This window comes from Citrobacter braakii, assembly GCF_009648935.1.
GTDB classification, from domain to species: Bacteria; Pseudomonadota; Gammaproteobacteria; order Enterobacterales; family Enterobacteriaceae; genus Citrobacter; species Citrobacter braakii.
This window is the reverse complement of the sequence record NZ_CP045771.1, coordinates 3,262,862-3,285,924: the sequence shown is the minus strand read 5'-3', so window position 1 is coordinate 3,285,924 and position 23,063 is coordinate 3,262,862. Positions and strand designations below refer to the sequence as shown.

Below are 23,063 nucleotides of genomic sequence, written 5' to 3'. Positions count from 1 at the left end.
CTATTTCGCCGAAAATAGCGCTAATTGCATTATATATCTCCCCTATGGATTAATGATCTGACCGCCAGAACTGAGTAAAATATTCGAGGATTAGGATATCAGAAGATATTTCACTACCACGGAGCTGTTGGAAGAATCATGATCGCTGAACTGTTTATAAATAATGCGTTTAATTTGACGGTAATTCTCAGCTGCTGTGCCGCGCTGGTTCTGATGAGCGTCTGGTATCATCGTGGAGAGCGTCGCTGCAAAGGATTTATATTTCATGCCGCGCAATTTTTTGTCTATGCCATTATCATCGGGACGTTAGGCAGTATTGCTAATAACGTTATCGAAAATTACAGCCTGAAATTTATCTCATCCAGCGTGGTCGACTTTATCTGCACCTCGTTGATTGCGCTGATCCTTACCATCAAACTTTTTCTGGTAATTAATCAGTTTGAAAAGACGCAGATTAATAAAGGCAGAGATATCACCAGCGCGAGGATCCTGTCGCGAATCATCAAGATTACCATCGTGGTTGCCATCATTTTGCTGTATGGCGAACATTTCGGAATGAGCTTATCCGGCCTGTTAACCTTCGGCGGCATCGGCGGTATCGCTGTAGGTATGGCAGGCAAAGACATTCTGAGCAACTTTTTCTCAGGGATTATGCTCTACTTCGACAGACCCTTTAGCATCGGCGACTGGATCCGCTCCCCGGACCGCAATATTGAAGGTACAGTTACGGAAATCGGCTGGCGAATGACCAAAATAAACACCTTCGATCATCGTCCGTTATATGTCCCAAACTCGATTTTCTCCTCTATCAGCGTAGAAAACCCAGGAAGGATGACGAATCGCCGCATCAAAACGGTGATCGGGTTACGATATGAAGATGCTGATAAAGTCAGTGCCGTTGTCGAGTCGGTCAGAGAAATGCTGCAAAACCATCCGGGAATAGACCAGAAACAAACCCTGCTGGTTTATTTTAATGAATTCGCCGATTCATCGCTGAATATCATGGTGTATTGCTTCACGAAAACCACCGTGTGGCAGGAATGGCTTGCGGTACAGCAGGACGTTTATTTAAAGATTATTTCGATAGTCAAGGCAAACGACGCCGACTTTGCGTTCCCCAGCCAGACGCTGTATATGGATAATCCTGAAGCATCGCCATCGACACACTAACAAAAGAAAAGGCGCGGAAATCCGCGTCTTTTTTCTGCACTTATTTCAATGAGGCAATATCAATGACAAAGCAGTACCAGCGTCAGCGTTGGAATATACGGATTCAGGTCATGTAGATACGGGACTGTATCAATAATCAGCTCAAACTGATTCACTTCGGGCTTTACTTGCAGAACGCGTGCCCCGCACAGCTCAGGGGAGCAGGTTGTACTCAGCGTCGCTTACCGGTTCAAGCCACTCGTTCGATGCGCCAGCTGCCGGGATTTCCACAGCGATATGGGCAAACCAGCTATCACGCGCGGCACCGTGCCAGTGTTTCATTCCCGCCGGGATGTGTACGACGTCACCGGTTTTCAGTTCACGCGCCGGTTGATTCCACGCCTGATACCAGCCTCTGCCGCCGGTCACCAGCAAGATTTGTCCCCCTTGATGATGGATATGCCAGAAGTTACGACAGCCCGGCTCAAATGCTACGTTACCAATCACCACGCCTTCCATGGAGAGCATGGTCAGATAGCTGTCGCCAGTGAAATATTTCGCATACGCTTCATTTTTCTCTCCGCGAGGAAAGACGCTGTTACCATCAAATTGTTGATTCATAATCTCCGCGCCGGCGCTGGAGACGGTATTCCGTTGATTTTGCATTTCGACTCTCCAAAACGGTGGCAGCACGCGCCACCGGATGCTGAAAACTATAAAAATTATAGAGACTCGACAGGCGGGTGATTAGAGGTGAAAAGAAGGACAACCTTATGAATCATGCTCATCAATAGTCGGTAACAGATACGACGTTTCTACTGGAGATGGCGTGAAGCCTTAGGCCACAATTTCAATCAAATTGCCGTCAGGATCGCGTATCACCGCTTCGTAATAGCCATCACCGGTGGTGCGCGGGCCAGAAACTAATATTCCCTGTCCTTTTGCTCGCATCGCCATGGCATCAACGTTTTCACTGCCGCCAACTGAAATGGCGAGATGCACCCAGCCTGAGGTGTTATTGTCGGGAGCATGTTTTGTCAGTCCAGGCTTAGTCATTAACTCAATCGCGATATCCTCACCAATTTTGACAAAATAGGATTCAAACCCTGGATTGGTTTTACTGCAGTATTTTTCGTTGATCTTTGCGTCAAAAAACGTGACCCAGAATTGAGCTTGTTGCTCGAGCTCCCGTGTCCATAACGCCATATGCGCAACCTTCATAGCTAACCTCTTCTTGTTGTATCCAAACAATAGGTTCCCTAAAGGGATGTTGACATCGAGAACCATAATGCACAATTATGCTTGTTATTGCTCGATGTTTATTTCACTGGAGTATTGATGCTCGATTACGCAGCATTCCCTGAACAGCGCCAGGCGCTTATCTATCAGATCCTGCAGGAAAACGGCAGAGTCATCTGTTCCGAACTCGCCAGCAGGTTAGGCGTTTCGGAACATACAATCCGCCGCGACCTGCATGAACTGAGTAAAGATGGCGTGTGTAAAAAAGTCTATGGCGGCGCGGTCATTGCACTCCCTGAATCCGAAGACATCACCGTGCGCAAGAGTATTAATGTGGCGAAAAAGAGCAACATCGCGCAGAGATGCGCCCGGATGGTCAAATCCGGAAGCTGCATTTTTATCGACACGGGCAGTACTAATCTGGCGATGGCTGAAGCCCTACCCGCCGAGCTGGCGTTAACCGTGGTAACAAATTCCCCGGAGATTGCCGCCGTTTTACTAAAAAAACCACTGTTTGACGTCATTATGCTGGGCGGCGCGGTGCAACGATCTTCTGGAGGGTGTGTGGGTGCCACCGCTATCTCGCAGGTGCAGGACATTTTATTCGATCAGGGATTTATTGGCGGCTGCGCGATGTCGCCTGAATCCGGCTTAACCGGATTTGATTACGCGGATTGTGAGTTCAAAAAAGCGGTGATCAAACAGTGTAATGAAACTATTGTCGCGCTGACGGCTGAAAAGATCCCGGCCGTCGCCCGTTATGTTGTTACCGAAAGCAGCAATATCGATGTAATTGTCGTCGAGGAAAATATCAGCAAAGAGTATGCCACGGCGTTTCAGGCGCACGACATTCGTATTTATACAGTGTAACCCATTCTATTGGGTGATACTTTTCCATTGCTTTTATGAGCCACCTTCTCCACAGCCTTGTCTGTTCGGGAAATCGCCAATGCAACGTCCCGAACATGCCAGCGATATCAGTGCTTCACAATATACATTGTACGACTATAAGCCACATCTTCAGGGTTAGTAATTGGATACCCTTTCAGCCACGGTTTAATTAAACGCCCGTTGGTGTACTGATAAATCGGCGCAATGGGAGCCTGTTCCATCAGAATGTTCTCCGCGGCGTTATAATCAGCATTGCGCGCTTTCTGCGTATTCTCCAGGGTTGCCTGGGTCAACACTTTATCGTACGCCGGATTATTAAAGCGGGAGATATTGCCCGTATGGGTTGATGTTAATAGCGACAGGAACGTAGATGGTTCATTGTAATCGCCCACCCACGAGGCGCGGATCACATCAAAATTGCCGGTATTGCGGCTATCGATATAAGTTTTCCACTCCTGGTTTTGCAGTTTCACGTCAACGCCGAGATTTTTCTTCCACATAGACGCGACAGCAATAGCAATCTTCTGATGATTTTCAGAGGTGTTATACAGCAGCGTCAGTTTAAGTGGTTTCTGTGGACCATAGCCCGCCGCACGCAGCAGCGTTTTCGCCTGCGCGTTCAGCTCTTCCTGACTCATTTGCTCAAACGGTGAAGGTTCCGGCACAAACCCTGCCGTTACATCCGGCGTAAAATGCCATGCGGGCTTTTCGCCGGTACCCAGAACTTTCTCCGCCATCAGGCGACGATCGATAGTCATGCTGAGCGCCAGGCGCACGCGTGAGTCGGCAGTCGGTCCCTTCTGGGTATTAAAGGCATAGTAGTAAGTGCCAAGCTGCGGCGGGGTATAAACCTGACCCGGGATGTCCTTCAACAGTTTCTGATACATGTTTTTCGGGAACGACTCGGTAATATCGATATCACCAGCAAGATAGCGCTTGGTCGCTGCCGATTCCTGGTTAATAGGCAGGAAGGTGACTTTTTGCAGCACCGTTTTGGCGTTGTCCCAATAATGCGTGTTCGGCACAACGTCCAGTTTTTCGTTCACCACACGATCTTTGAGCACATAGGCGCCGTTACCAATTAGATTACCCGGTTTGGTCCAATCTTTACCGCTCTCAACGTTAGCTTTTTGTACCGGATAGAAAGCAAAACTCGCCGTCAGATTGGCAAACCATGGCAGCGGTTTATTCAGTTGGACCTTCAATGTACGCGCATCGATCGCGCTAACGCCGAGCTTATCTGGCGAGGCTTTTCCATCGATAATCGCCTGTGCGTTGTTAATACCCGCCAGCGCAGCAAACCAGGCAAACGGCGACAGCGTTTTCGGGTCAACCAGACGCTGCCAGCTATAGACAAAATCCTGTGCCGTTACCGGCGTACCATCTGCCCATTGCGCATTGTCGCGCAGCGTAAACGTCCAGATACGGTTATCGTTGCTTTTCCACTGAGTGGCAACACCGGGCACAATCTCGCCCTTCTCATTCTGGTTGACCAGCCCTTCAAATAAATCACGAATAACCTGAATTTCAGGAAGCCCGACGGCCTTTGCCGGATCCAATGACGCCGGTTCGTCTTTGATATGACGCACCAGTTCTTGCTTTTCTGCCAGTACCGTTCCGCTGGGAACATCAGCAGCCCAGGATAATGAAATGCTGCTTACCAATAGCGCACAACAGGTTACTGAAACAGAATGCTGCATAAAATACCCTCAATTCCGGCTACTAAGTGAATGTGTAATTATTTGTATCGCCAGCAGGAAATGCAATTAACTTTCGACAAGGAAATAATATTACATCTGAAAAGATAAGTGTGTGAAAACGATTTGATTATCCATACATTTTGCACAACACTGCGAGTAACAATCCACGCATTCAGAGATGACTATGACCGTTACCCGACCCCGTGCCGAGCGCGGCGCATTCCCACCTGGAACCGAACATTACGGACGTTCATTATTAGGCGCGCCGCTAATCTGGTTTCCCGCAATGGCGGCCGATCGTGAAAGCGGTCTGATACTGGCAGGAACGCACGGCGACGAAAACGCATCGGTTGTCACCCTTTCCTGCGCATTGCGTACGCTTAATCCTTCCTTACGTCGTCACCATGTGGTGCTGGCGGTTAACCCTGACGGTTGCCAGCTCGGGCTGCGCGCAAATGCGAACGGAGTGGATCTAAACCGTAACTTTCCCGCTGCCAACTGGAAAGCGGGTGAAACGGTGTATCGCTGGAACAGCAGCGCAGAAGAACGCGATGTGGTGTTGTTGACCGGCGAAAATCCGGGCTCAGAACCAGAAACCCAGGCGCTGTGCCAGCTTATTCACCGAATTCATCCTGCGTGGGTGGTCTCTTTTCACGATCCGCTGGCCTGTATTGAAGATCCCAGACGCAGCGAATTAGGCGCGTGGCTGGCGCAGTCGTTTGAATTACCCCTCGTCACCAGCGTAGGTTATGAAACGCCCGGCTCATTTGGAAGCTGGTGCGCAGACCTGAACTTACACTGTATAACCGCCGAATTTCCGCCCATCTCTTCAGATGAAGCGAGCGAGAAATACCTGCTGGCCATGTCCAATCTCCTGCGCTGGCACCCTAGAGATGAAGTTGTCCGGTCGTAAAATGCAGGGCCGGCTCCGCGTCGCTGGCAAGCCAGGTCGGGCCATCAAGATCGGCAAATTTAACCTGCGGCGTAAGGGGTAACGCCGCGCCAATCGCCCGGGAAGTACACAACATGCAGCCCAGCATTAGCGTAAATCCCTGCTCGCGGGCTTCGGTTGCCAGCGCCAGCGCCTCCGTCAGGCCGCCTGTTTTATCCAGTTTGATATTGACCATTTCATAGCGCCCGTGCAGCGCTTTCAGGCTGCTGCGGGTGTGGCAGCTTTCATCTGCGCAGATCGGCAGCGGATGCACAAAATTTTCCAATGCGGCATCGTCCTGCGCTGGCAGCGGCTGCTCCAGCATCGCCACCCCTAAATCAGCCAGCAGCTGGCAGCGCGCCGCCAGACCTTCTGCCCGCCAGGATTCATTGGCGTCGACAATAATCGTTGCATCAGGGACTGCGGCACGAATAGCAACCATCCGCTCGCTAATCAAGCGCGCATCCAGTTTAACTTTTAGCAGTTTCGCGCCATTTTCCCACAGTGCAGCCGCACTCACCGCCATTTGTTCCGGCGTGCCAATCACCACGGTTTGCGCCGTCGTCACCACTTCCGCCAGCTCACTTCCCACCAACTCTGCCAGTGACAATTGCTGTTGACGCGCACTCAGATCCCACAACGCGCAGTCCACAGCATTACGCGCGGCTCCCGCTGGCAGCAGCTTTTGCAGCTCTTCACGCGTCAGTCCATTTTCCAGTTGTGGGGCAATGCTCATAATTTGCGCCAGCACTGAGGCATCGCTTTCACCATAGCGCGGATACGGTGTGCACTCGCCGATACCCGTGACGCCGTTTTCTGCCACTTCAACCACTACCACATGCGCTTCGGTTCTGCTCCCACGGGCAATAACAAAGGGAGTGTGCAGCGGCCAGGCTTCCTCATACACCTTAACTGTTCTCATTTGCTTTCCTTAATGCAGTCCCTGAAGCGGATATCCGCAAATAGCGTTTGCCGTGTTAACTGCTGATGGCATAAACTAGCCTCGACGTTAACTATATGTAAACAGGAAGATAACCATGTCACAAACCGTTCATTTCCAGGGCAACCCGGTTACAGTTGCCGGCTCAATTCCTCAGGCTGGAAGCAAAGCTCAGGCTTTTACCCTTGTGGCTAAAGACCTGTCTGACGTTACGCTGGGCCAGTTCGCAGGCAAGCGCAAAGTGCTGAATATTTTCCCAAGCATCGATACCGGCGTTTGTGCGGCATCGGTACGTAAGTTTAACCAACTGGCGACAGAAATCGACAATACCGTCGTACTGTGCATTTCGGCCGACCTGCCATTCGCCCATTCACGTTTTTGCGGCGCGGAAGGTCTGAGCAACGTTATCACGCTGTCCACCCTGCGCAACGCAGAATTTCTGAAAAACTACGGCGTAGAAATCGCTGAAGGCCCACTGAAAGGTCTGGCCGCACGTGCCGTGGTCGTTATTGATGAAAATGACAACGTCGTTTTCAGCCAACTGGTCAATGAAATCACCAACGAGCCAGACTACACTGCTGCGCTGGACGTACTGAAAGCTTAAGCCACGTCTGCATACAAAAATGCCTCCGCAGGGAGGCATTTTCATTTACCGCGTTACTCTTCGCTTTTTTTCTGCTGGCTCAGGCCGTATTCACGCAATTTGTTGGCAATCGCGGTGTGCGAAACGCCGAGGCGCTTGGCCAGTTTGCGCGTGCTGGGATAATTCATATAAAGCTGCGTCAGCACAGAGCGTTCAAAGCGGCTGGTAATTTCATCCAGCGATCCTTCCATCACCTCTTCTCCGACCGCAACCGTTGCCGCATCGTAATCCGGCAGTAAAATATCCTGCGGCCGCAGCTCATAACCTTCAAGCTGGGTCAGCGCCCGGTAGATGGCATTTTTAAGCTGACGCACGTTGCCCGGCCAACCGTAACGGGTTAACACCGTGCTGAGATCGGCAGACAACTTCGGACGCGGCACGCCCTGCTCGTCGGCGAAGCGCGCCACAAACAGTTCGGTAAGCGGCATAATATCCTGCGGGCAATCGCGTAGCGGCGGCAGATTTAGCGTCAGTACATTCAGACGATAATAGAGATCTTCACGGAAAAGCCCTTTCTGCACCATTTCCACAAGGTTCTTTTGCGTCGCGCAAATCACGCGGACATCAACATGAACTTCGTGATCTTCTCCCACGCGGCGGAACGTGCCGTCATTGAGAAAACGCAGCAATTTGGTCTGCATACGCGGCGACATTTCACCAATTTCATCTAACAGAACCGAGCCGCCATTCGCCTGCTCAAAGAAGCCTTTTTTGCCTTCCGGGGCATGGCCAAACAACTCACTTTCGACTGCATCTTCAGGAATTGACGCGCAGTTCAGCGCCAGATACGGCTTCGACGCACGCGGGCTTGCCAGGTGGCAGGCATGGGCAAAGAGATCTTTGCCGGTGCCGGTATTACCAGTAATCAGCAGCGGCGCACTCAGTGTCGCCAGCTTACGCGCCTGTTCCACTACGTGTTTCATTTTGGCGCTGACGGCAATAATCTGGCTAAACGCGCTCAGATCCTGCGTAGTCATATTTTGCAGCTGACGCCCCATCCGGATGGTGGAGCGCAGCATGACAACAGCACCGGTCAGCATCTGCTCCTGATTTTCACCCTGCAAATGGACAGGCGTAATCTCCATCAGGAAGTTCTGTCCGTTAATTACGACATGCTCGCTATGAGAATCCTGCGGATTGCTTTCGAGCCAGCGCTGGAAGTTAAACCCATTGATTAACTGGGCGGCGGTATGATTGCGCATCCGATCCTGAGTGTGCGCGAAAAGCTGACAGCTCGCAGGGTTCGCCATCTCGATTTTGCTTTTCATATCCAGAGAAAGGACCGGTTCTGGTAACGCCTCAAGCAGCGCACTCAACGCAAGATGTTCTCGTTCGGAAGGCATCCAGGGCACGGTACGCACATCCGTAACCCCTGAAATACGGCGGATTTCAGCCATCAGGCTACTGAAGTTGGTGAACTCCAGTTCCGCAAAATTGAGGTAAATCCGCCCGATGGGGTCAATCTCGATACCGCGTAAATCAATGCTTCTCAGCACCAGTAAATCGAGCAGTTCGCGGGTCAGACCAAGTCGGTCTTCACAAAAGACTTCCAAACGCATAGGAACCTTCACCTGGACAAGGGATTATGTATTAAATGATAAGACAGTATTGGGTTTGCAGGAAGAACTCTGTCAACAAATATTGACAGCTCGCTGGAAAATCAGGCGCCGGGACGTAAAGTTAAACGACTGGCGCCCAATTTTTAGCTAACTTTCGCGCGGCGATTTGTTCTTTTGTAAGGTTTCTTTCACCTGACCAATCAGTTGACGGCGAAAATCGCCCAGTCGTGGCTTATCGTCATCGATCCACGGTAGCGGTCGGCAAAGTTCCATGGCTTTAATACCCAGACGCGCCGTTAATAACCCCGCGCCAATACCCTGCGCGGCACGCGTCGATAAGCGGGCGGCTAAATCCTGCGACATCCAGTCCATTCCCACTTCCCGCACCAGCTCACTGGCCCCGGCAAAAGCGATATTTAGCAGCACCAGGCGGAACAAACGCAGGCGGCTGTAATAACCGAGTTCAATGCCATACAGCGAGGCGATGCGATTAATCAGCCGCAGGTTTCGCCAGGCAATAAACGCCATATCCACCAATGCCAGCGGACTGACGGCAATCATCAGCGTGGACTCCGCCGCTGAACGGCTAATCTCACGTCGGGCCTGCGCGTCCAGCACCGGCTGCACAAGATGGGCATACAGGCTGACGACTTCGCGATCGTTCTGCGTTTCATGAATTGAGGCATACCAGCGCTGTAGCGCCGGATGGGACTGATCGATACCCGCCTGCTGCGCCAGCTTTTCACAAAATGCACGACCTTTTCCGGTTCCATGGCTGTGGAGCAGATCACGCGCTTCATCGCGCTCGTGCGCACGCTGGCGCAAACGCCATAGCCGACGCCACTCGGTCGCAACCGATCCGACACCTGCGCCGATAATCAATGCGCCAGCGGCACATCCTCCCAGCGCAACCCAGTCCTGAGTCTGCCAGGCGTTCATGGTCCATTGTACGCCCTGAGCGACAACGCTCGCGCCAAACAGCGCCAACCCGCCCATCACCATTTTGCGCCACAAACTACGTTTGGGGCGTAGGGCCGCATCAATGACGGCTTCTGCCTGACCTTCGTCTTGCAGAGGTTCATCCACTGTCGCCGGAGAAAAAGTCTGCGCCTCCGTTTCGTTGAACATCTGCTGCGCTTTAAACGCCGCGTTTTGTTCCACGTCCAGCGGACCTGAGAAATCGATACGCGGTTTTAACGGCTCGCTCATCGCAATTTATCTCCTATTAAAAACTCCATCGCGGCATCAAGACGAATATGCGGTAAGGGTTTATCAACATCCATAACCTGCGGGCGAAACGCCTCAAACTGAAAGCCCTGGCTGTCCCAGAATGCTTGTCCAGGTAAACGCGCGGGCACTTCCCCCGGATAAACGGTTAGCGGTTCACCATCGCTCAGACGATGACCACGCAGCGCCGGGATCTTTTCGCCTTTCACATCGATCAGGCCGCTGGTGGTTGCCTGTACTGATGCCAGTCCCAGACAATCCATGCTGATACCTTCGAACGCAGCGTTTTGCCAGGCGTCCTGGATCAACTGCTGCAATAACGACACCATATTGGCGTGCTGATCGACCGTTACATGGTCGGCTTTGGTGGCGGCAAACAGCAGTTTGTCGATAACCGGAGAAAACAGCCGACGAAACAGCGTACGCTGTCCGTAATGGAAGCTTTGCATCAGTTGGGTGAGCGCCAGACGCATGTCGTTAAACGCCTGTGGCCCGCTGTTGAGCGGTTGCAGACAATCGACCAGCACAATCTGACGGTCAAAGCGCAGGAAGTGATTCTTATAAAATCCCTTCACGACTTTTTCACAGTAATAATTAAACCTGTCGCGCAGCATGCCCGCATTGGTGTGTTTGTCTGCCTGCGCCAGCTTCGATTCCCCCCAGGCATCAACGTCCGGCCACGGGAAGAACTGCAGCGCAGGCGCGCCCGCCATATCTCCGGGCAGAACAAAACGGCCCGGCTGAATAAAATGCAGTCCCTGCTGCTTGCACTGGTGCAGATACTCCGTCCAGGCGGCAGCGATTTCCGCCAGACGGTTTTCATCAGCAGGCGCCAGCGGATCCAACCCCTGGCATAACTGCCGCCATCTTGCCGACCATTCGCCCCGCTGTCCCTGTAATAATCCGGTCATTTGCCGCGACCAGCTGAGATAATCCTGGGCCAGCATCGGTAAATCGAGCAGCCACTCCCCCGGATAATCGACGATTTCCAGGTACAGCGTGGAGGTGTCTTTAAAGTGGCGCAGTAATGAATCATTGGATTTGTAGCGCAGCGCGAGGCGTATTTCACTCACACCGCGCGTAGGTGTCGGCCAGGTCGGTGGAGAGCCATACAACTGCGCCAGTCCCTCATCATAGGTAAAGCGCGGAATACCAAAATCGCGTTGTGGAACCCGTTTAACGCCGAGCAGACGCTCTTCGCGCACGCAACTGAGCAACGGCAGACGCGCACCGGCATGAATATTGAGTAACTGGTTTACCATCGCGGTGATAAACGCCGTCTTACCGCTACGGCTAAGTCCGGTGACAGCCAGGCGCAAATGCCGGTCTACGCCGCGATTAACCAGCGAATTGAGTTCATTTTTAAGTCGCTTCATCGCCATCCCGTTTTGCTGAAGGAACCGAAGAAATTATAACAAACAGGAAGTAAAGATAGGGGTCAATTCTTACTTATCAACTACCTGAGCTGTAACAGGCGGCATTATTCTTACCGCCTGGAGCAGAAGGAATGCGGGCGGTTTATTGATTCTCTACTTTAGGAAGCGCTATCTGATTGATGCCACCTTCGTTGGTCACCTGCGTGTAGCCCATTTCCGTCAACATATCCTTCGCCTGCCCCGATTGACGCCCGGAGTTGCAGTACAGCTTCACGGTGTCGGTCTTATCAGGAACTTCAGCAGCAATACGCGCCTTCATCTCTTTTAATGGAATGTTGACCGCTCCCTGAATATGCTGCTGTTGATACTGTTCAGGAACGCGAACATCAATCCAGTGCTCGGCTGCAAAAACCGGCATGCCGATGACCAGTGCCAACGCTAATACGCCTTTTTTCAACATAATATCTTCCTGACTGATAGTTGGATTTAACCAACACACTATACGCCAGTTCTTAAGAAAATATTGCGATCGCATTATCACCCTCTGCACCCGTGGACGAGACTTCCTCTGGTTGCGCATACTGCGGTTAGTTTTTTGATTTTTCTGCCCGCATTCCGATATTGTTGTCATTCGCCAATTAACTCCATAATATGTTCGCCATTGACTCTCGGACGGAGCTTGGGATCTATGTCTCCTACCATTTATGATATTGCACGAGCCGCTGGCGTATCAAAATCCACGGTATCGCGCGTGCTTAATAAGCAAACCAATATCTCGCCTGAAGCGCTTGAAAAAGTGCTGCGTGCTATTGATGAGTTACAGTATCAGCCCAATAAACTTGCTCGCGCACTCACCTCTTCCGGGTTTGATGCAATAATGGTGATATCTACCCGTTCAGCAAAAACAACCGCCGGTAATCCGTTTTTCTCTGAAGTGCTGCATGCTATTACTGCCAAGGCTGAAGAGGTCGGTTTTGATGTCATATTACAGACGTCGCGAAGCACTGAAGATGATTTACAAAAATGTGAGAGCAAAATTAAGCAGAAATTGATCAAAGGTATCATTATGCTGAGCTCTCCCGCCGATGAATCTTTTTTTGCGAGGCTGGATAAATACAACGTACCGGTCGTGGTTATTGGAAAGGTTGAAGGCGACTACGCCAATGTCTATTCTGTAGACACAGATAATTATCGCGACAGCATTACGCTAACTGATGCGCTGATTGAGAGTGGACACCGTAATATAGCCTGTTTGCACGCGCCGCTTGATGTTCATGTTTCTATCGATCGCGTTAACGGATATAAAGCCAGCCTTCAGGCGCATAATATTAAAATGCGCGATGAATGGATTGTTGACGGGGGCTATACCCATGAAACAGCCCTGCTTGCTTCACGAAAATTACTGAGTCAGCAGCCGTTACCCGATGCCGTATTTGCCACCGACAGCTTGAAATTAATGAGCTTATATCGCGTGGCGGCTGAGAAAAATATAACCATCCCGCAACAACTTGCCGTTGTGGGCTACAGTAATGAGCTGTTGTCTTTTATGCTCACGCCCGTTCCTGGGGGAATTGATGTGCCTACCCAGCAGTTGGGTGAACAAAGCTGTAATTTATTATTTAACCTGATTGCGGGCGAGAAAGGATTACAAAATATCACGGTGAGCACGCAAATATCGCTGGCCGACTCACTGGTGTAAAAACTGGGGCATAAATGCCCCAGTATATTTTAGAATGCGTAGTTCACGCCTATACCAGCATAATGGAATCTGTCGCTTTCGCCTTCGTCGTGATCTTCCCACTCATAGGCATACTCCAGTGACATTGATAAACCATTCTGGAAATCATATGCATACAGTAAACCGAGACGATTGAAATTATGGCCTTCACGTTCCGGATCATCTCGCCAGTCCCAGTTTGACCAGCGATCAAGCCCCAGACGGGTATACGGCGTCAGGGTGGTATTGCCTAAAGACAACGGTAAATATGCACGAATTTCCTGGGTTGAGAACTCACCATTATTGCGCGAATCAGCCAGATTAAAGCCGCGTTCAAGGTAATAGTTGACCGTTAAGCCCACCGTTTCGTTAAACCTGTAATTCAGACCGGTCTCGCTTTCGACACGACTATCGGAGTAGCCAGTAGTATTCAAATCATTAACGAATTGATACATCGACAGCCAACCGCTAAAGCGCAGGTCGTCGGTCAGTTTAACATCCCAGTCCGGCTGAACTTTCCAACGCTGCATATTAGCGGTGTCGTTTCCTGGTTCATTGACAGAGTGATAACCGTAATTACGGAAGCCACCGGTCAAACCGAAATTAACATCCTCACTTTCCAGAAATTGATAGCGAATTTCCAGTTCCGGACGATCAAACCAGGTACCACGCTTACCTTCGCTGTAATCAACCGGTCCTTCCTGATAATAGGCCAGCGATATTTTCCATGGCCCATTAGAGGCGTTGAAATAGACGGACGGCTCAGCCAGTCCATCCATATCTTCGCCCTGACCTTCAACGTTTTCTATTTCGTACATAGCACCAATATTAAAGTGCCAGTCATTATTTTCAGCAGCCTGCGCGCAGGCCATTCCTGCGCTCATAATCAGCGCAGTAGCGGACAGTAGGGTTTTCATTATTATTCCTTGTTAAAATACTCGCAAAAATGCCCCAAGGCTTGGGGGGATTTATCCCCCCGGAATTTTATTGAATAGCCACTTCAGTTTCAGCATCAAAGAAATGGCATTTCGCCATATCAAAATGAATAGTGATATTTTCTCCTGCATGATAATCATTCACTGCCCCAGCACGGACCACCAACTCATGCCCCCCAACAATGGTATAAAGCATAAATTCAGCGCCGGTTAATTCTGCAACGCTAATTTTTGCCGATATACTATTTTCGTTATTAAGCTGCGGGTGTATATCTTCAGGACGAATTCCCAGAGTGACCGCCTGATGTTCATAACCCTGCGCTTTTAATTGTGCTAATTTATTTTGTGGAATCGTTAATTTCAGTGTTTCAGTAACAAACTTATCACCATCAATCGCGCCACGAATAAAGTTCATGGCCGGTGAGCCAATAAATCCGGCGACAAACATATTAGCCGGGTGGTTATAAACCGTTTTCGGCGCACCAACCTGCTGAACGATGCCATCTTTCATAATCACAATACGCGTCGCCATAGTCATGGCTTCGGTTTGGTCGTGGGTAACATAGATCATGGTGGTATTGAGTTTCTGATGCAGTTTGCTAATTTCAGCCCGCATCTGAACGCGAAGTTTGGCATCGAGATTCGATAAGGGTTCATCCATCAGGAAGACCCCCGCTTCGCGTACAATCGCACGCCCCAGCGCCACACGCTGACGCTGACCACCGGATAACGCGCCGGGTTTACGCTGCAGATAATCGCGCAGACCAAGGATCTGCGCCGCCCAGTTGACGCGCTCCTCAATCACAGCAGGCGCTATTTTCTGCATTTTCAGACCAAACGCCATGTTGTCATAGACGGTCATGTGTGGGTACAACGCGTAGTTCTGAAAAACCATCGCAATGTTGCGTGATTTCGCCGGCACATCGTTCATCCGTTTACCGTCAATCAGCAAATCGCCGCCGCTGATCTCCTCCAGACCGGCGATCATGCGTAACGTAGTTGACTTCCCGCAGCCGGAAGGTCCAACAAAAACAATAAACTCTTTATCTTCAATTTCCAGATTGAAGTCTTTAACGACGTGTACCTGGTTGTCGTAAATTTTTTGAATGTGTTGCAACGAAAGCTGTGCCATGTTGAATCCTTTACTTGTCGTGTTGCCAGAAAGCCGATAAGCACGGCCACGTCAGAAATTCGGTTGCCGGAAGCAGCAAGTCTGCCCCATTCAGCCCTTTACCGATGCCGACAGAAAGCATGCCGCAGGCGTTGATTGCATCAATTCCCGCTTGTGCATCTTCTATGCCAATACATTGTTGCGGGTCAACGCCAAGACCCGCGCAGGCTGCCAGGAAAATTTCCGGATCCGGTTTCGAGCGGGTGAGCAATGCCGCATCCGCACAAAAATCAAAGCAAGAGCTAAGATTAAGCGCCTGTAAAATAGCCGGGGCATTGCGCGACACAGAGGCCAACCCCACCGGAATCCGTTCTTCCCGCAACGTCATCAACAGCTCACGTATTCCCGGTAATACCGAGTTAACCGTCAGTTGGCGCAAAGAATGGACATACAGTCTGTTTTTTCTCTCGGCCAATTCTGCGCAGGCCTCGGGAGAAAACGCCCCCGCCTTCCCACCATGGTGCAAAATACGCTGTAGTGATTCGCCGCGACTAATCCCTTTCAGGCTGTCATTAAATGCTTCGTCGATCACAATCCCTATTTCATCGGCTACCTGCCGCCAGGCCAGAAAATGCAGATGCGCGGTATCGGTAATCACGCCATCCAAATCAAAAATGATGGCCTGTGGTTTGAGTATCATTCATCGCCCCTTTCTGTGGTAGCGGTCCCATAAGTGGGCGAAATAATGGCGTCATTGCGGATTACGGTTTCCCCCTGCACGGAGACCTTTTCACCATTGACCCAAAGGACAATCTGCTCAGTGCTGTTAATACGGATTTCAGCCGCATTAATGATTACCTGCATATCGATGCCCTGCCAGCGCAGCGGGAAAGACAGCGTTTGCCAATGAGCCGGTAAGGCAGGAGCAAGGTGTAACTCTCCGCGGCGAATATTCACGCCGGCAAATCCCTGGATTGCGCCCAGCCAGATGGCACCCGTTGCCGCTGCATGAATGCCGTCATCGCAGCTATGTGGGTCCTCCCCGAGATCAATAAGCGATCCTTCACGCCAGAACCGATAGCCCTGAGCCGGATCACCGCAACGCGCTGCCACAATCCCGTGGATCGCTTTACTCAACGAGGAGTCATGAATTGTGCGCGGCTCGTAAAAGCGCAGGTTTGCCAGACAGGTTTGCGGGCAAAATTGTTCCGGTAACATGTAGGTCAGCATCACCACATCGGCCTGTTTGAGAATTTGCATCTCATTGACTTCTGCACGGGAGTAATCGAGCAAAATCGTCTGCTTGCCCGCTTTGGCTTTGTACTGTGACAGATCGATAGTCGGTTTGCTCAGGAAGGTATCATCCTGAGGTAGCACGCCATCGGGCTGAATTTCCGGTCGCCAGAGATGCTGTAAAAAATACTCTGCGCGGTGAATAAACGTCTCATCACCGCAGCCCAACCGACGGGCAAAGCCCAGCGCCTGTTCCACGTTGTACCAGGCCATGTAGTTGGTGAACGCGTTGTTGTTCACATGCTCAGTGTATTCATCCGGGCCAATCACATCGTGGATCTCTAAACGATCATTAACCATGACCGCCCTGCTGATCCAGAACTTCGCCGTTTCCAGCAGCAACGTCATTCCCTCACGGGACATGAAGTTTAGATCCCCTGAGGCATGCCAGTAATTGATTACCGCCCAGGCAATATCCGCCACGAGGTGATGTTCAGCCTGCGCGGAGGCCACTTTCTGACGCAGTCCGGTACGGATGTTGATCGCCGCAAATTCAGGCGTTTCCTCATCACCGCTGCGAGCGCTTTCCCAAGGGAAAAGCGCTCCCTGCCAACCGTTACGGCGGGCTTTCTCACGCGCCCCCGACAGATTATGCCAGCGGTAACGCAACAAACTTCTCGCGGTTTTCGGCTCGGTAAAGAGATGAAACGGTAACAGAAAGACCTCGGTATCCCAGAATATGTGGCCTTTATACCCTTCCCCCGTCAAACCTTTGGCCGCAATACTGCTGCGCTCATCGTGGTCAGGAGTCATCACACGCAGATGATAGAGCGCATAGTCCAGCGCTCGCTGATCGCTGGCATCAGTGCTGGTGACCTGAACGCGACGATTTTGCCACCAGGCATGCCAGTTAGCAGCCGACTCCGCCAGCAGAGCGTCATAACCCTGCTGCGCGCACGCTTCCAGGTTGCGCAGCGACTGGCGTCCCCAGGTTTCAAGCGACAGGCTGCGTTCGCTCGCCCAGTCTACCCAGCTAATTTTTGTCAGCGTGACGCGCTGTCCGGCTTTCGCCTGCACGCTGTTGTGTTGTAACAACCGACGTTCTTTCGCCGTGAAGCAGCGCTGCGCTGCACCATCTACATCGCAATACGTGGTGATAGCGATATCATTACGATTGTCCTGGGTGGTGTAAATCCCTTGCATAAGATGCTGGCCAAAGACCCGGACCTGCGTTTCATCCAAATGCTGACGACCATGATTGGTCATCGTGGCGTCAATTCCGGTCGAGATACCAATGCTGGCATCGCCGTCCAGTGGCGTGACGACAACTTCCATAGCAAACAGCGGCAGTTTTTGTGCCGAGACAAATCGCCGGCTCTCAATGGCAAAACGCGCCCCGCCAGACGCACGCCAGGTAAGCGCACGGCGTAATTCCCCACTGGCAAAATCCAGTTCACGTTGCCAGCTTTCGATAACGCCGCTGGTGAGCGAGAAAATCTCACCATTGAGTGAAATCTCCACCCCCACCACATCAGGCAGATTAACCAGTTCATTAATCTCGCCTTTCCCTGCCCGGTGATACAGTCCTGCAAGGTACATGCCGCGAGTTTGTAAGGTGTAGGCTTCCTCGTGGCTGGCGCGAATCCCCATATAACCGTTACCGGTCGTCATGAGGGACGCATATTTATTCAGGTTGTGTGGGCAAAAAGCCGGTTCAGTTAGCATTACTGGCCTCGTCATAAGTCTACGTAGGTCCCTGTTTCAGCCGATTGATACAGTGCGGCAACCAGTTGTTGAATAACGACGCCTTGCTCTGCGTCGGCAATAGTGACAGGCTCGCCCTGGACATGATTCACAAAAGCTTCCATGCTGCGATAATGACGATTGTCATCGGCCATTTCGCGCTGAAGCAGTACGTCAAGCGTACCCTCACGATCGGTATAAACCTGAGCCGGGAATAACGTCGCCCCTGCCAGATCGCCGCAGAAATTAACGTTCATAATCGATTGTTCCGGGATATTCAGCGCAAAAGACGTTTCCAGTCGCAGGATACCGCCGTTATGAAATTCAATCGTCCCGAACAGAGAATCCTCCACGGTATACGTCTCGGGATCCCATTTCCCAAACTGGCCGCTGTTTTTACGCGTGCCAATGCGTTGATAACTGTGTGCGTTAACGCGCTTTACTGCCGGAAACCCCAGCACATACATGGCGGCATCAAGCATATGGATGCCGAGATCAATCAGCGGCCCGCCGCCCTGCAGTTCTTTGTTGGTAAATACCCCCCAGCCGGGCACGCCGCAGCGGCGCAAAGCGCGGACATTGGTGACATAGATTTCACCCAGCACGCCGGCCATCACCTGCTCACGAAGCAGCTGCGTATCCAGTGCGAAACGATGATGAAAATCATAAGCCAGAACTTTCCCCCTTCGACGCGCCGTGTTACACATTTCCAGCGCCTCGGCTGGCGTCATCGCCGGAGGTTTCTCACACATCACATGGCATCCGGCGTTCAGCGCCAACATGGTGTGTTCATAATGAAAACGATTGGGTGAACAGATGCTGACGATATCTGGCTTAGCCTCGCGTAGCATCGTCTGAGGATCGTCCCAAACCTGCGGATTGCCGTATTTCTCTGCCAACGCCTGCGCCTGTGACAGGCGGCTGTCACAGACAGCCACCAGTTCCAGATCGTTGCGGGTGCAGTAGTACGAAGCATGAACTTTATCCGCCACCTGCCCGGCGCCGATAATGGCGATGCGTAGCGGAGAGCTTGTCAGTGCACTTTTCACAGAAATCCTCTTAGCAGGTACGCAGCCAGGCCAGTGACTGACGGTACGCTTCCGGCAGGTTCTCTGCCCGTACACGCCCTTCGTACACGACGTAACCCTGATAATTATCTTCACGCAACTGATCAAACAGCGCAGTGAAATCCAGCGTACCGCTCCCCGGCTGATAACGGTGGTTATCCGCAATATGGACGTGTCCCAGCAGATCGCGATTGTCATGCAGCGCCTGAGCCATATCGTCTTCTTCGATATTCATATGGTAAAAATCACCAATGATTTGCACATGCTTCAGGTTGTTTTCCACGATATAGCGACGGGCATCCGCCAGGGTGTTGATCATATGATCCTGATAGCGATTAAGCGGCTCCAGATACACCACCGTCCCCGTACGCTCGGCAACTTTATCGAGATAAATCAATGAATCACTTACTGCTTTACGATCACCCGCCAGGCTGCGCGGAGAGGTCATCGGCGGTAAGCGGAAGGTAAACATGCCCCATGCAGCGGGTACAATAATGCCCTGCCCACCGACTTCGGCCAGCGCTTCGAGAATGCGGGTAATCTGCTGTAAGCCATTCAAACGACGCTCTTCGATAAAATCACCGATCCAACCGTCATATCCTCCACAGGCGGTGGTGACGGGCAGGCCTGTTTCTTTGATTGCTGCTTTCACTTCTGCCAGGTTGTTAACCAGCAGCTTGCCGTCAATTTCAAAACCGTCAAACCCCATCTCTTTGATGTAACGGAATTTCTCGAGAATATTTTCCGGAAAAAAAGCCTGGTTCTGTGTTCCAATTTTCATCTTCTGCATTCCTTAATTAAAACGTCACGCCCATTTTGATGCTCTTTTCCGGATGGCGATCGACATACTGCATATAGCTTTCCGGGCTGCTGGCAAATGTTACTACCGGGTCAATAAGTTCTTCACAGTTCAGGTAACCGTTCATCAACAGTTCCCAACAGGTCTCCTCAATACGCTTGCGGCTCCAGCGCGGATAATCCGGATTTGGCTCACTGCAGGCACGAGAGAAGACAATTTTGGCGTTGTTGAAGTGCGCTTCACGCCCCAGGTTGAAGCCTTCAGCAAAAGGTTTCGCGAAAGCAACATAGGAGATGGTTCCACCATAGGCCAGACCGCGTAACGCCGATTGCAACGCATCCGCATAGCCGCTGGTTTCGATAATCACATCCGCGCCCTGCTTGCCGGTCAGCTTCTTAATTTCCATGCCGACATCGGTGCCAATAGGATTCAGACAGAAATCCGCGCCATGACGACGCGCGATATCGCAACGATGGGCAATCGGATCCACGCCAATGACCACCGAGGCTCCCGCTTTCTTAGCCAGTTGGACGGCAATCTGGCCAATCGCCCCTAAGCCGACGATGACAACAAAATCGCCGACACGCACATTGGCGTCGCGCACGCCACTCATGGCGAACTGTGCCGGGTCATAGCACACGGCATTTTTCCACGAACTACCTTCCGGCATTTTGCGCAGTTTGTAGTTGTTTACCGCATTAAAGAAAACCGTTTCTGCCAGTGGGCCGTAGCCGCAAACTGAATCGCCAACGGCGTATTCGGTCACATCGCTGCCACACTCAATAACATCGCCCACCACCATGTTGCCAAGCTGGAACTTGCCGAATTCAATCCCGCGCGGCGCCCCTTCCGGACGCGGCATGAACATTTGCCATTCGCCGTTGAAATCTTCGTCAATAAACGGACTGGCAGCGCGAAAATCGACCACTTCCGTGCCATGTTTTGGCGCACCAAAGCGAACGCGAACTTTCACTTCATTGGCGGATACAGCTCTGTCTTCATATTCCACCAGCGCCGCAACACGCGGTTCTGTGGCAACTAACTTCTTCATTTACAACTCCTTAATTAAACTGGCCGCTTAGCCTTTCACGCCGCCTGCGGTCAAACCACTTTTAATAAAACGTTCGGAAAGCGCATACATAATGACAACCGGCAATGCGGTGACTAACGATGCCGCCATCATGCGTCCCCAGATATAGTCAGGCGTACTGAACAGCGCGTTCAGACCGACCGGTAAGGTAAAATTGCTGGCGCTGGAGAGGAAAATCGAGGCAAACAGATAGTCATTCCACGCCACCATAAAGCAGTACACAAAGACCGAAACCAGACCGGACATCGCCAACGGCACGGTAATGCGAAAGATGATCTGCAGACGGTTCAATCCATCCATCATCGCGGCTTCTTCTATTTCATCCGGAATGGTGTCGAAGTAGCTTTTCAGCATGAACACCGCGGTCGGCAGCGTCTGGGTGACCATGGTGATAATCAACGCCATTTCGGTGTCATAGATGCCAAGTGCCGTAATGATTTTGAATAGCGGCACCACCAGCAGGATCCCCGAAAACATGTACACCGTGTAAAAGCTGGCATTGATGGTCATTCGCCCTTTAAAACGCAGGCGGGAAAGCGCATACGCTCCGAGCACGCCGAGAAACACCGCCACCACCGAAGAAGTGACCGATACCACCAGGCTATTACGGAAGTAGTCAACAAACGGGAAAATCATCGGGTTGAAGATGTCGATGTAATGTTCCAGCGTCCATTGCTGCGGTAACAGCGTCGGATGTAGCGAGATCGCCTCTTTGGCGCTTTTAAATGAGGTCATCAGCATCACAAAAAATGGGAATAGCGTGATGCCCAGGAAGACAATTAATCCACAGTAAAAGCCGATGCGGCCAAGTGTGCGCTTATTTGTTGCCATTGAGGTTCACCCGTTTTCTGGTCAGCAGGATAACAGCGAAAATAATGACGAAGAGGACGACAGAAATAGCGGCCGCTTTGCCTAAGTCGTTAAATGCAAACGCTGTTTTATAGAGATAGACCCCGAGAATATCGACTTTAGTGGTCAGCAGATAAACATCGGCGAACATGTAAAACATCCAGATCGTGCGCAGCGTGACCACGGTTGCCAGCACCGGCATAATCGCTGGCAGCGTGACGATACGAAACCGTTGCCAGGCATTCGCGCCATCCATTTCTGCCGCCTCATACAACGATTTATCAATCGTCTGTAAAATCGCCAGAAACGAGATAAAGGCATACGGGAAGTAGCGCCAGATGGCGAACAGCACGACCAGCGCGAAGCTACTGCCGGGATTGTCGAACCACAGCGGCGCCTGATCGTAGAGATGCAACAGATCCACGCCGAGGTAGTTCACAATGCCGTAGCCGTTGTTGAACATGTATTTCCAGGCAAACACCAGCGAAATTGATGGCGTCACGTAAGAGAGGATGACCAGTGAGCGCGCCGTTTTCCGCAGACGAAACTCACGGTTAAAAAACATCGCTACGCCCAGCCCCAGTACCGTGCTTCCTGCCACAACCAGCGCGGTATACCAGACCGTCATCCACAGCGAATGCCAGAATCCGGGATCGGATAAGATACGGATATAGTTGCTCAGCCCGACAAACGTAGACTCAATTTGCGGATTCAGCGGCAGTCGCATAAAGCTGATTTCGATGTTAGATATCATCGGCCACGCCACTAAACCGCCCAGCAACAGCAAGCTGGGCGCCAGCAGCAGCATGGCGAATGGCATATCAGATCGACCTGAAAAGAACTTATTCATCACGGCTTTCCATT

General features: G+C 51.4%; 22 protein-coding genes. 5 read left to right on the top strand and 17 right to left on the bottom strand.

All coding sequences use genetic code 11. The annotated features are described in order from the left end of the window. The first annotated feature begins 138 nt into the window (after positions 1–138). Entirely contained in the window at positions 139–1,170 is a 1,032-nt protein-coding gene (locus GFC06_RS15345; protein WP_153690327.1) for a mechanosensitive ion channel family protein, read from the top strand. 192 nt (positions 1,171–1,362) lie between these two features. On the opposite strand, the gene GFC06_RS15335 is transcribed toward GFC06_RS15345, so the two are convergent. Together GFC06_RS15335 and GFC06_RS15330 are read right to left on the bottom strand one after the other, a co-directional pair. Then, entirely contained in the window at positions 1,363–1,770 is a 408-nt protein-coding gene (locus GFC06_RS15335; RefSeq protein WP_181012498.1) for a cupin domain-containing protein, read from the bottom strand. A gap of 216 nt (positions 1,771–1,986) precedes the next feature. After that, positions 1,987–2,370 carry a VOC family protein gene (locus GFC06_RS15330; protein WP_153690326.1) on the bottom strand — a complete coding sequence of 128 codons (384 nt, stop codon included), beginning with the start codon at positions 2,368–2,370 and terminating at the stop codon, positions 1,987–1,989. Positions 2,371–2,487: 117 nt separating this feature from the next. On the opposite strand from GFC06_RS15330, the gene GFC06_RS15325 reads away from it, so the two are divergent. Next, positions 2,488–3,258, top strand: a complete 771-nt coding sequence (locus GFC06_RS15325) for a DeoR/GlpR family DNA-binding transcription regulator (RefSeq protein ID WP_047500391.1) — start codon at positions 2,488–2,490, stop codon at positions 3,256–3,258. Positions 3,259–3,365: 107 nt separating this feature from the next. Here GFC06_RS15325 and mppA read toward each other — a convergent pair whose 3' ends face one another. Further along, positions 3,366–4,979, bottom strand: coding sequence for a murein tripeptide ABC transporter substrate-binding protein MppA (gene mppA, locus GFC06_RS15320; protein WP_153690325.1), 1,614 nt, complete (start codon positions 4,977–4,979; stop codon positions 3,366–3,368). 184 nt (positions 4,980–5,163) lie between these two features. On the opposite strand from mppA, the gene mpaA reads away from it, so the two are divergent. After that, positions 5,164–5,892, top strand: coding sequence for a murein tripeptide amidase MpaA (gene mpaA, locus GFC06_RS15315; RefSeq protein WP_016153210.1), 729 nt, complete (start codon positions 5,164–5,166; stop codon positions 5,890–5,892). Here mpaA and ycjG read toward each other — a convergent pair. After that, the gene (ycjG, locus tag GFC06_RS15310) at positions 5,867–6,832 is read right to left on the bottom strand and encodes an L-Ala-D/L-Glu epimerase (protein ID WP_153690324.1); all 966 of its coding nucleotides are present in this window, start codon (positions 6,830–6,832) and stop codon (positions 5,867–5,869) included. The genes mpaA and ycjG overlap by 26 nt on opposite strands. 115 nt (positions 6,833–6,947) lie before the next feature. Here ycjG and tpx point away from each other — a divergent pair, with 115 nt between their 5' ends. Continuing rightward, a complete protein-coding gene (gene tpx / locus GFC06_RS15305) occupies positions 6,948–7,454 on the top strand; it encodes a thiol peroxidase (RefSeq protein ID WP_016153212.1) in 507 nt (168 codons plus the stop codon). A 53-nt stretch (positions 7,455–7,507) separates the two neighbouring features. Here tpx and tyrR read toward each other — a convergent pair whose 3' ends face one another. The 4 genes from tyrR to pspE all read right to left on the bottom strand — a co-directional run bounded on the left by tyrR (position 7,508) and on the right by pspE (position 12,115). After that, positions 7,508–9,052, bottom strand: a complete 1,545-nt coding sequence (gene tyrR / locus GFC06_RS15300) for a transcriptional regulator TyrR (RefSeq protein ID WP_016153213.1) — start codon at positions 9,050–9,052, stop codon at positions 7,508–7,510. Positions 9,053–9,199: 147 nt separating this feature from the next. Then, the gene (locus GFC06_RS15295; protein ID WP_016153214.1) at positions 9,200–10,261 is read right to left on the bottom strand and encodes a YcjF family protein; all 1,062 of its coding nucleotides are present in this window, start codon (positions 10,259–10,261) and stop codon (positions 9,200–9,202) included. Next, positions 10,258–11,655: a YcjX family GTP-binding protein gene (locus GFC06_RS15290; protein ID WP_016153215.1), complete on the bottom strand. Its 1,398-nt coding sequence runs from the start codon at positions 11,653–11,655 to the stop codon at positions 10,258–10,260. Before GFC06_RS15290 ends, GFC06_RS15295 begins: the two co-directional genes overlap by 4 nt. A gap of 142 nt (positions 11,656–11,797) precedes the next feature. Continuing rightward, positions 11,798–12,115: a thiosulfate sulfurtransferase PspE gene (gene pspE, locus GFC06_RS15285; RefSeq protein ID WP_016153216.1), complete on the bottom strand. Its 318-nt coding sequence runs from the start codon at positions 12,113–12,115 to the stop codon at positions 11,798–11,800. A gap of 228 nt (positions 12,116–12,343) precedes the next feature. Here pspE and GFC06_RS15280 point away from each other — a divergent pair, with 228 nt between their 5' ends. After that, positions 12,344–13,354 (top strand): LacI family DNA-binding transcriptional regulator, encoded by a 1,011-nt coding sequence (locus tag GFC06_RS15280; RefSeq protein ID WP_016153217.1) that lies wholly within the window; start codon positions 12,344–12,346, stop codon positions 13,352–13,354. Between the two features lie 29 nt (positions 13,355–13,383). On the opposite strand, the gene GFC06_RS15275 is transcribed toward GFC06_RS15280, so the two are convergent. The 9 genes from GFC06_RS15275 to GFC06_RS15235 form a co-directional block, all read right to left on the bottom strand. Continuing rightward, positions 13,384–14,289, bottom strand: coding sequence for an OmpG family monomeric porin (locus GFC06_RS15275; protein WP_153690323.1), 906 nt, complete (start codon positions 14,287–14,289; stop codon positions 13,384–13,386). A gap of 67 nt (positions 14,290–14,356) precedes the next feature. Further along, positions 14,357–15,439 (bottom strand): ABC transporter ATP-binding protein, encoded by a 1,083-nt coding sequence (locus GFC06_RS15270; protein ID WP_016153219.1) that lies wholly within the window; start codon positions 15,437–15,439, stop codon positions 14,357–14,359. 10 nt (positions 15,440–15,449) lie between these two features. After that, a complete protein-coding gene (gene pgmB, locus GFC06_RS15265; RefSeq protein WP_153690322.1) occupies positions 15,450–16,118 on the bottom strand; it encodes a beta-phosphoglucomutase in 669 nt (222 codons plus the stop codon). After that, on the bottom strand, positions 16,115–18,391 hold the full coding sequence (locus GFC06_RS15260; RefSeq protein WP_153690321.1) for a glycoside hydrolase family 65 protein: 2,277 nt from the start codon (positions 18,389–18,391) through the stop codon (positions 16,115–16,117). The genes pgmB and GFC06_RS15260 overlap by 4 nt, the downstream gene beginning before the upstream one ends. Beyond that, positions 18,388–19,443, bottom strand: a complete 1,056-nt coding sequence (locus tag GFC06_RS15255; RefSeq protein WP_016153222.1) for a Gfo/Idh/MocA family protein — start codon at positions 19,441–19,443, stop codon at positions 18,388–18,390. The genes GFC06_RS15260 and GFC06_RS15255 overlap by 4 nt, the downstream gene beginning before the upstream one ends. Positions 19,444–19,453: 10 nt before the next feature. Then, positions 19,454–20,242 (bottom strand): sugar phosphate isomerase/epimerase family protein, encoded by a 789-nt coding sequence (locus GFC06_RS15250; RefSeq protein WP_016156634.1) that lies wholly within the window; start codon positions 20,240–20,242, stop codon positions 19,454–19,456. Positions 20,243–20,258: 16 nt separating this feature from the next. After that, entirely contained in the window at positions 20,259–21,311 is a 1,053-nt protein-coding gene (locus GFC06_RS15245; protein ID WP_016153224.1) for a zinc-dependent alcohol dehydrogenase, read from the bottom strand. 27 nt (positions 21,312–21,338) lie between these two features. Continuing rightward, a complete protein-coding gene (locus GFC06_RS15240; RefSeq protein WP_003020474.1) occupies positions 21,339–22,181 on the bottom strand; it encodes a carbohydrate ABC transporter permease in 843 nt (280 codons plus the stop codon). Continuing rightward, positions 22,168–23,049 carry a carbohydrate ABC transporter permease gene (locus GFC06_RS15235; protein ID WP_003840754.1) on the bottom strand — a complete coding sequence of 294 codons (882 nt, stop codon included), beginning with the start codon at positions 23,047–23,049 and terminating at the stop codon, positions 22,168–22,170. The genes GFC06_RS15240 and GFC06_RS15235 overlap by 14 nt, the downstream gene beginning before the upstream one ends. Positions 23,050–23,063: the final 14 nt, after the last annotated feature.

Coding starts and splice junctions, on each gene's coding strand:
- GFC06_RS15250 (WP_016156634.1), bottom strand. CDS start 20,242: ATGAAAATTGGAACACAGAACCAGGCTTTTTTTCCGGAAAATATTCTC.
- tyrR (WP_016153213.1), bottom strand. CDS start 9,052: ATGCGTTTGGAAGTCTTTTGTGAAGACCGACTTGGTCTGACCCGCGAA.
- GFC06_RS15345 (WP_153690327.1), top strand. CDS start 139: ATGATCGCTGAACTGTTTATAAATAATGCGTTTAATTTGACGGTAATT.
- pgmB (WP_153690322.1), bottom strand. CDS start 16,118: ATGATACTCAAACCACAGGCCATCATTTTTGATTTGGATGGCGTGATT.
- GFC06_RS15235 (WP_003840754.1), bottom strand. CDS start 23,049: ATGAATAAGTTCTTTTCAGGTCGATCTGATATGCCATTCGCCATGCTG.
- tpx (WP_016153212.1), top strand. CDS start 6,948: ATGTCACAAACCGTTCATTTCCAGGGCAACCCGGTTACAGTTGCCGGC.
- GFC06_RS15245 (WP_016153224.1), bottom strand. CDS start 21,311: ATGAAGAAGTTAGTTGCCACAGAACCGCGTGTTGCGGCGCTGGTGGAA.
- GFC06_RS15270 (WP_016153219.1), bottom strand. CDS start 15,439: ATGGCACAGCTTTCGTTGCAACACATTCAAAAAATTTACGACAACCAG.
- mppA (WP_153690325.1), bottom strand. CDS start 4,979: ATGCAGCATTCTGTTTCAGTAACCTGTTGTGCGCTATTGGTAAGCAGC.
- GFC06_RS15290 (WP_016153215.1), bottom strand. CDS start 11,655: ATGAAGCGACTTAAAAATGAACTCAATTCGCTGGTTAATCGCGGCGTA.
- GFC06_RS15335 (WP_181012498.1), bottom strand. CDS start 1,770: ATGAATCAACAATTTGATGGTAACAGCGTCTTTCCTCGCGGAGAGAAA.
- GFC06_RS15295 (WP_016153214.1), bottom strand. CDS start 10,261: ATGAGCGAGCCGTTAAAACCGCGTATCGATTTCTCAGGTCCGCTGGAC.
- mpaA (WP_016153210.1), top strand. CDS start 5,164: ATGACCGTTACCCGACCCCGTGCCGAGCGCGGCGCATTCCCACCTGGA.
- GFC06_RS15240 (WP_003020474.1), bottom strand. CDS start 22,181: ATGGCAACAAATAAGCGCACACTTGGCCGCATCGGCTTTTACTGTGGA.
- ycjG (WP_153690324.1), bottom strand. CDS start 6,832: ATGAGAACAGTTAAGGTGTATGAGGAAGCCTGGCCGCTGCACACTCCC.
- GFC06_RS15260 (WP_153690321.1), bottom strand. CDS start 18,391: ATGACGAGGCCAGTAATGCTAACTGAACCGGCTTTTTGCCCACACAAC.
- pspE (WP_016153216.1), bottom strand. CDS start 12,115: ATGTTGAAAAAAGGCGTATTAGCGTTGGCACTGGTCATCGGCATGCCG.
- GFC06_RS15280 (WP_016153217.1), top strand. CDS start 12,344: ATGTCTCCTACCATTTATGATATTGCACGAGCCGCTGGCGTATCAAAA.
- GFC06_RS15275 (WP_153690323.1), bottom strand. CDS start 14,289: ATGAAAACCCTACTGTCCGCTACTGCGCTGATTATGAGCGCAGGAATG.
- GFC06_RS15330 (WP_153690326.1), bottom strand. CDS start 2,370: ATGAAGGTTGCGCATATGGCGTTATGGACACGGGAGCTCGAGCAACAA.
- GFC06_RS15325 (WP_047500391.1), top strand. CDS start 2,488: ATGCTCGATTACGCAGCATTCCCTGAACAGCGCCAGGCGCTTATCTAT.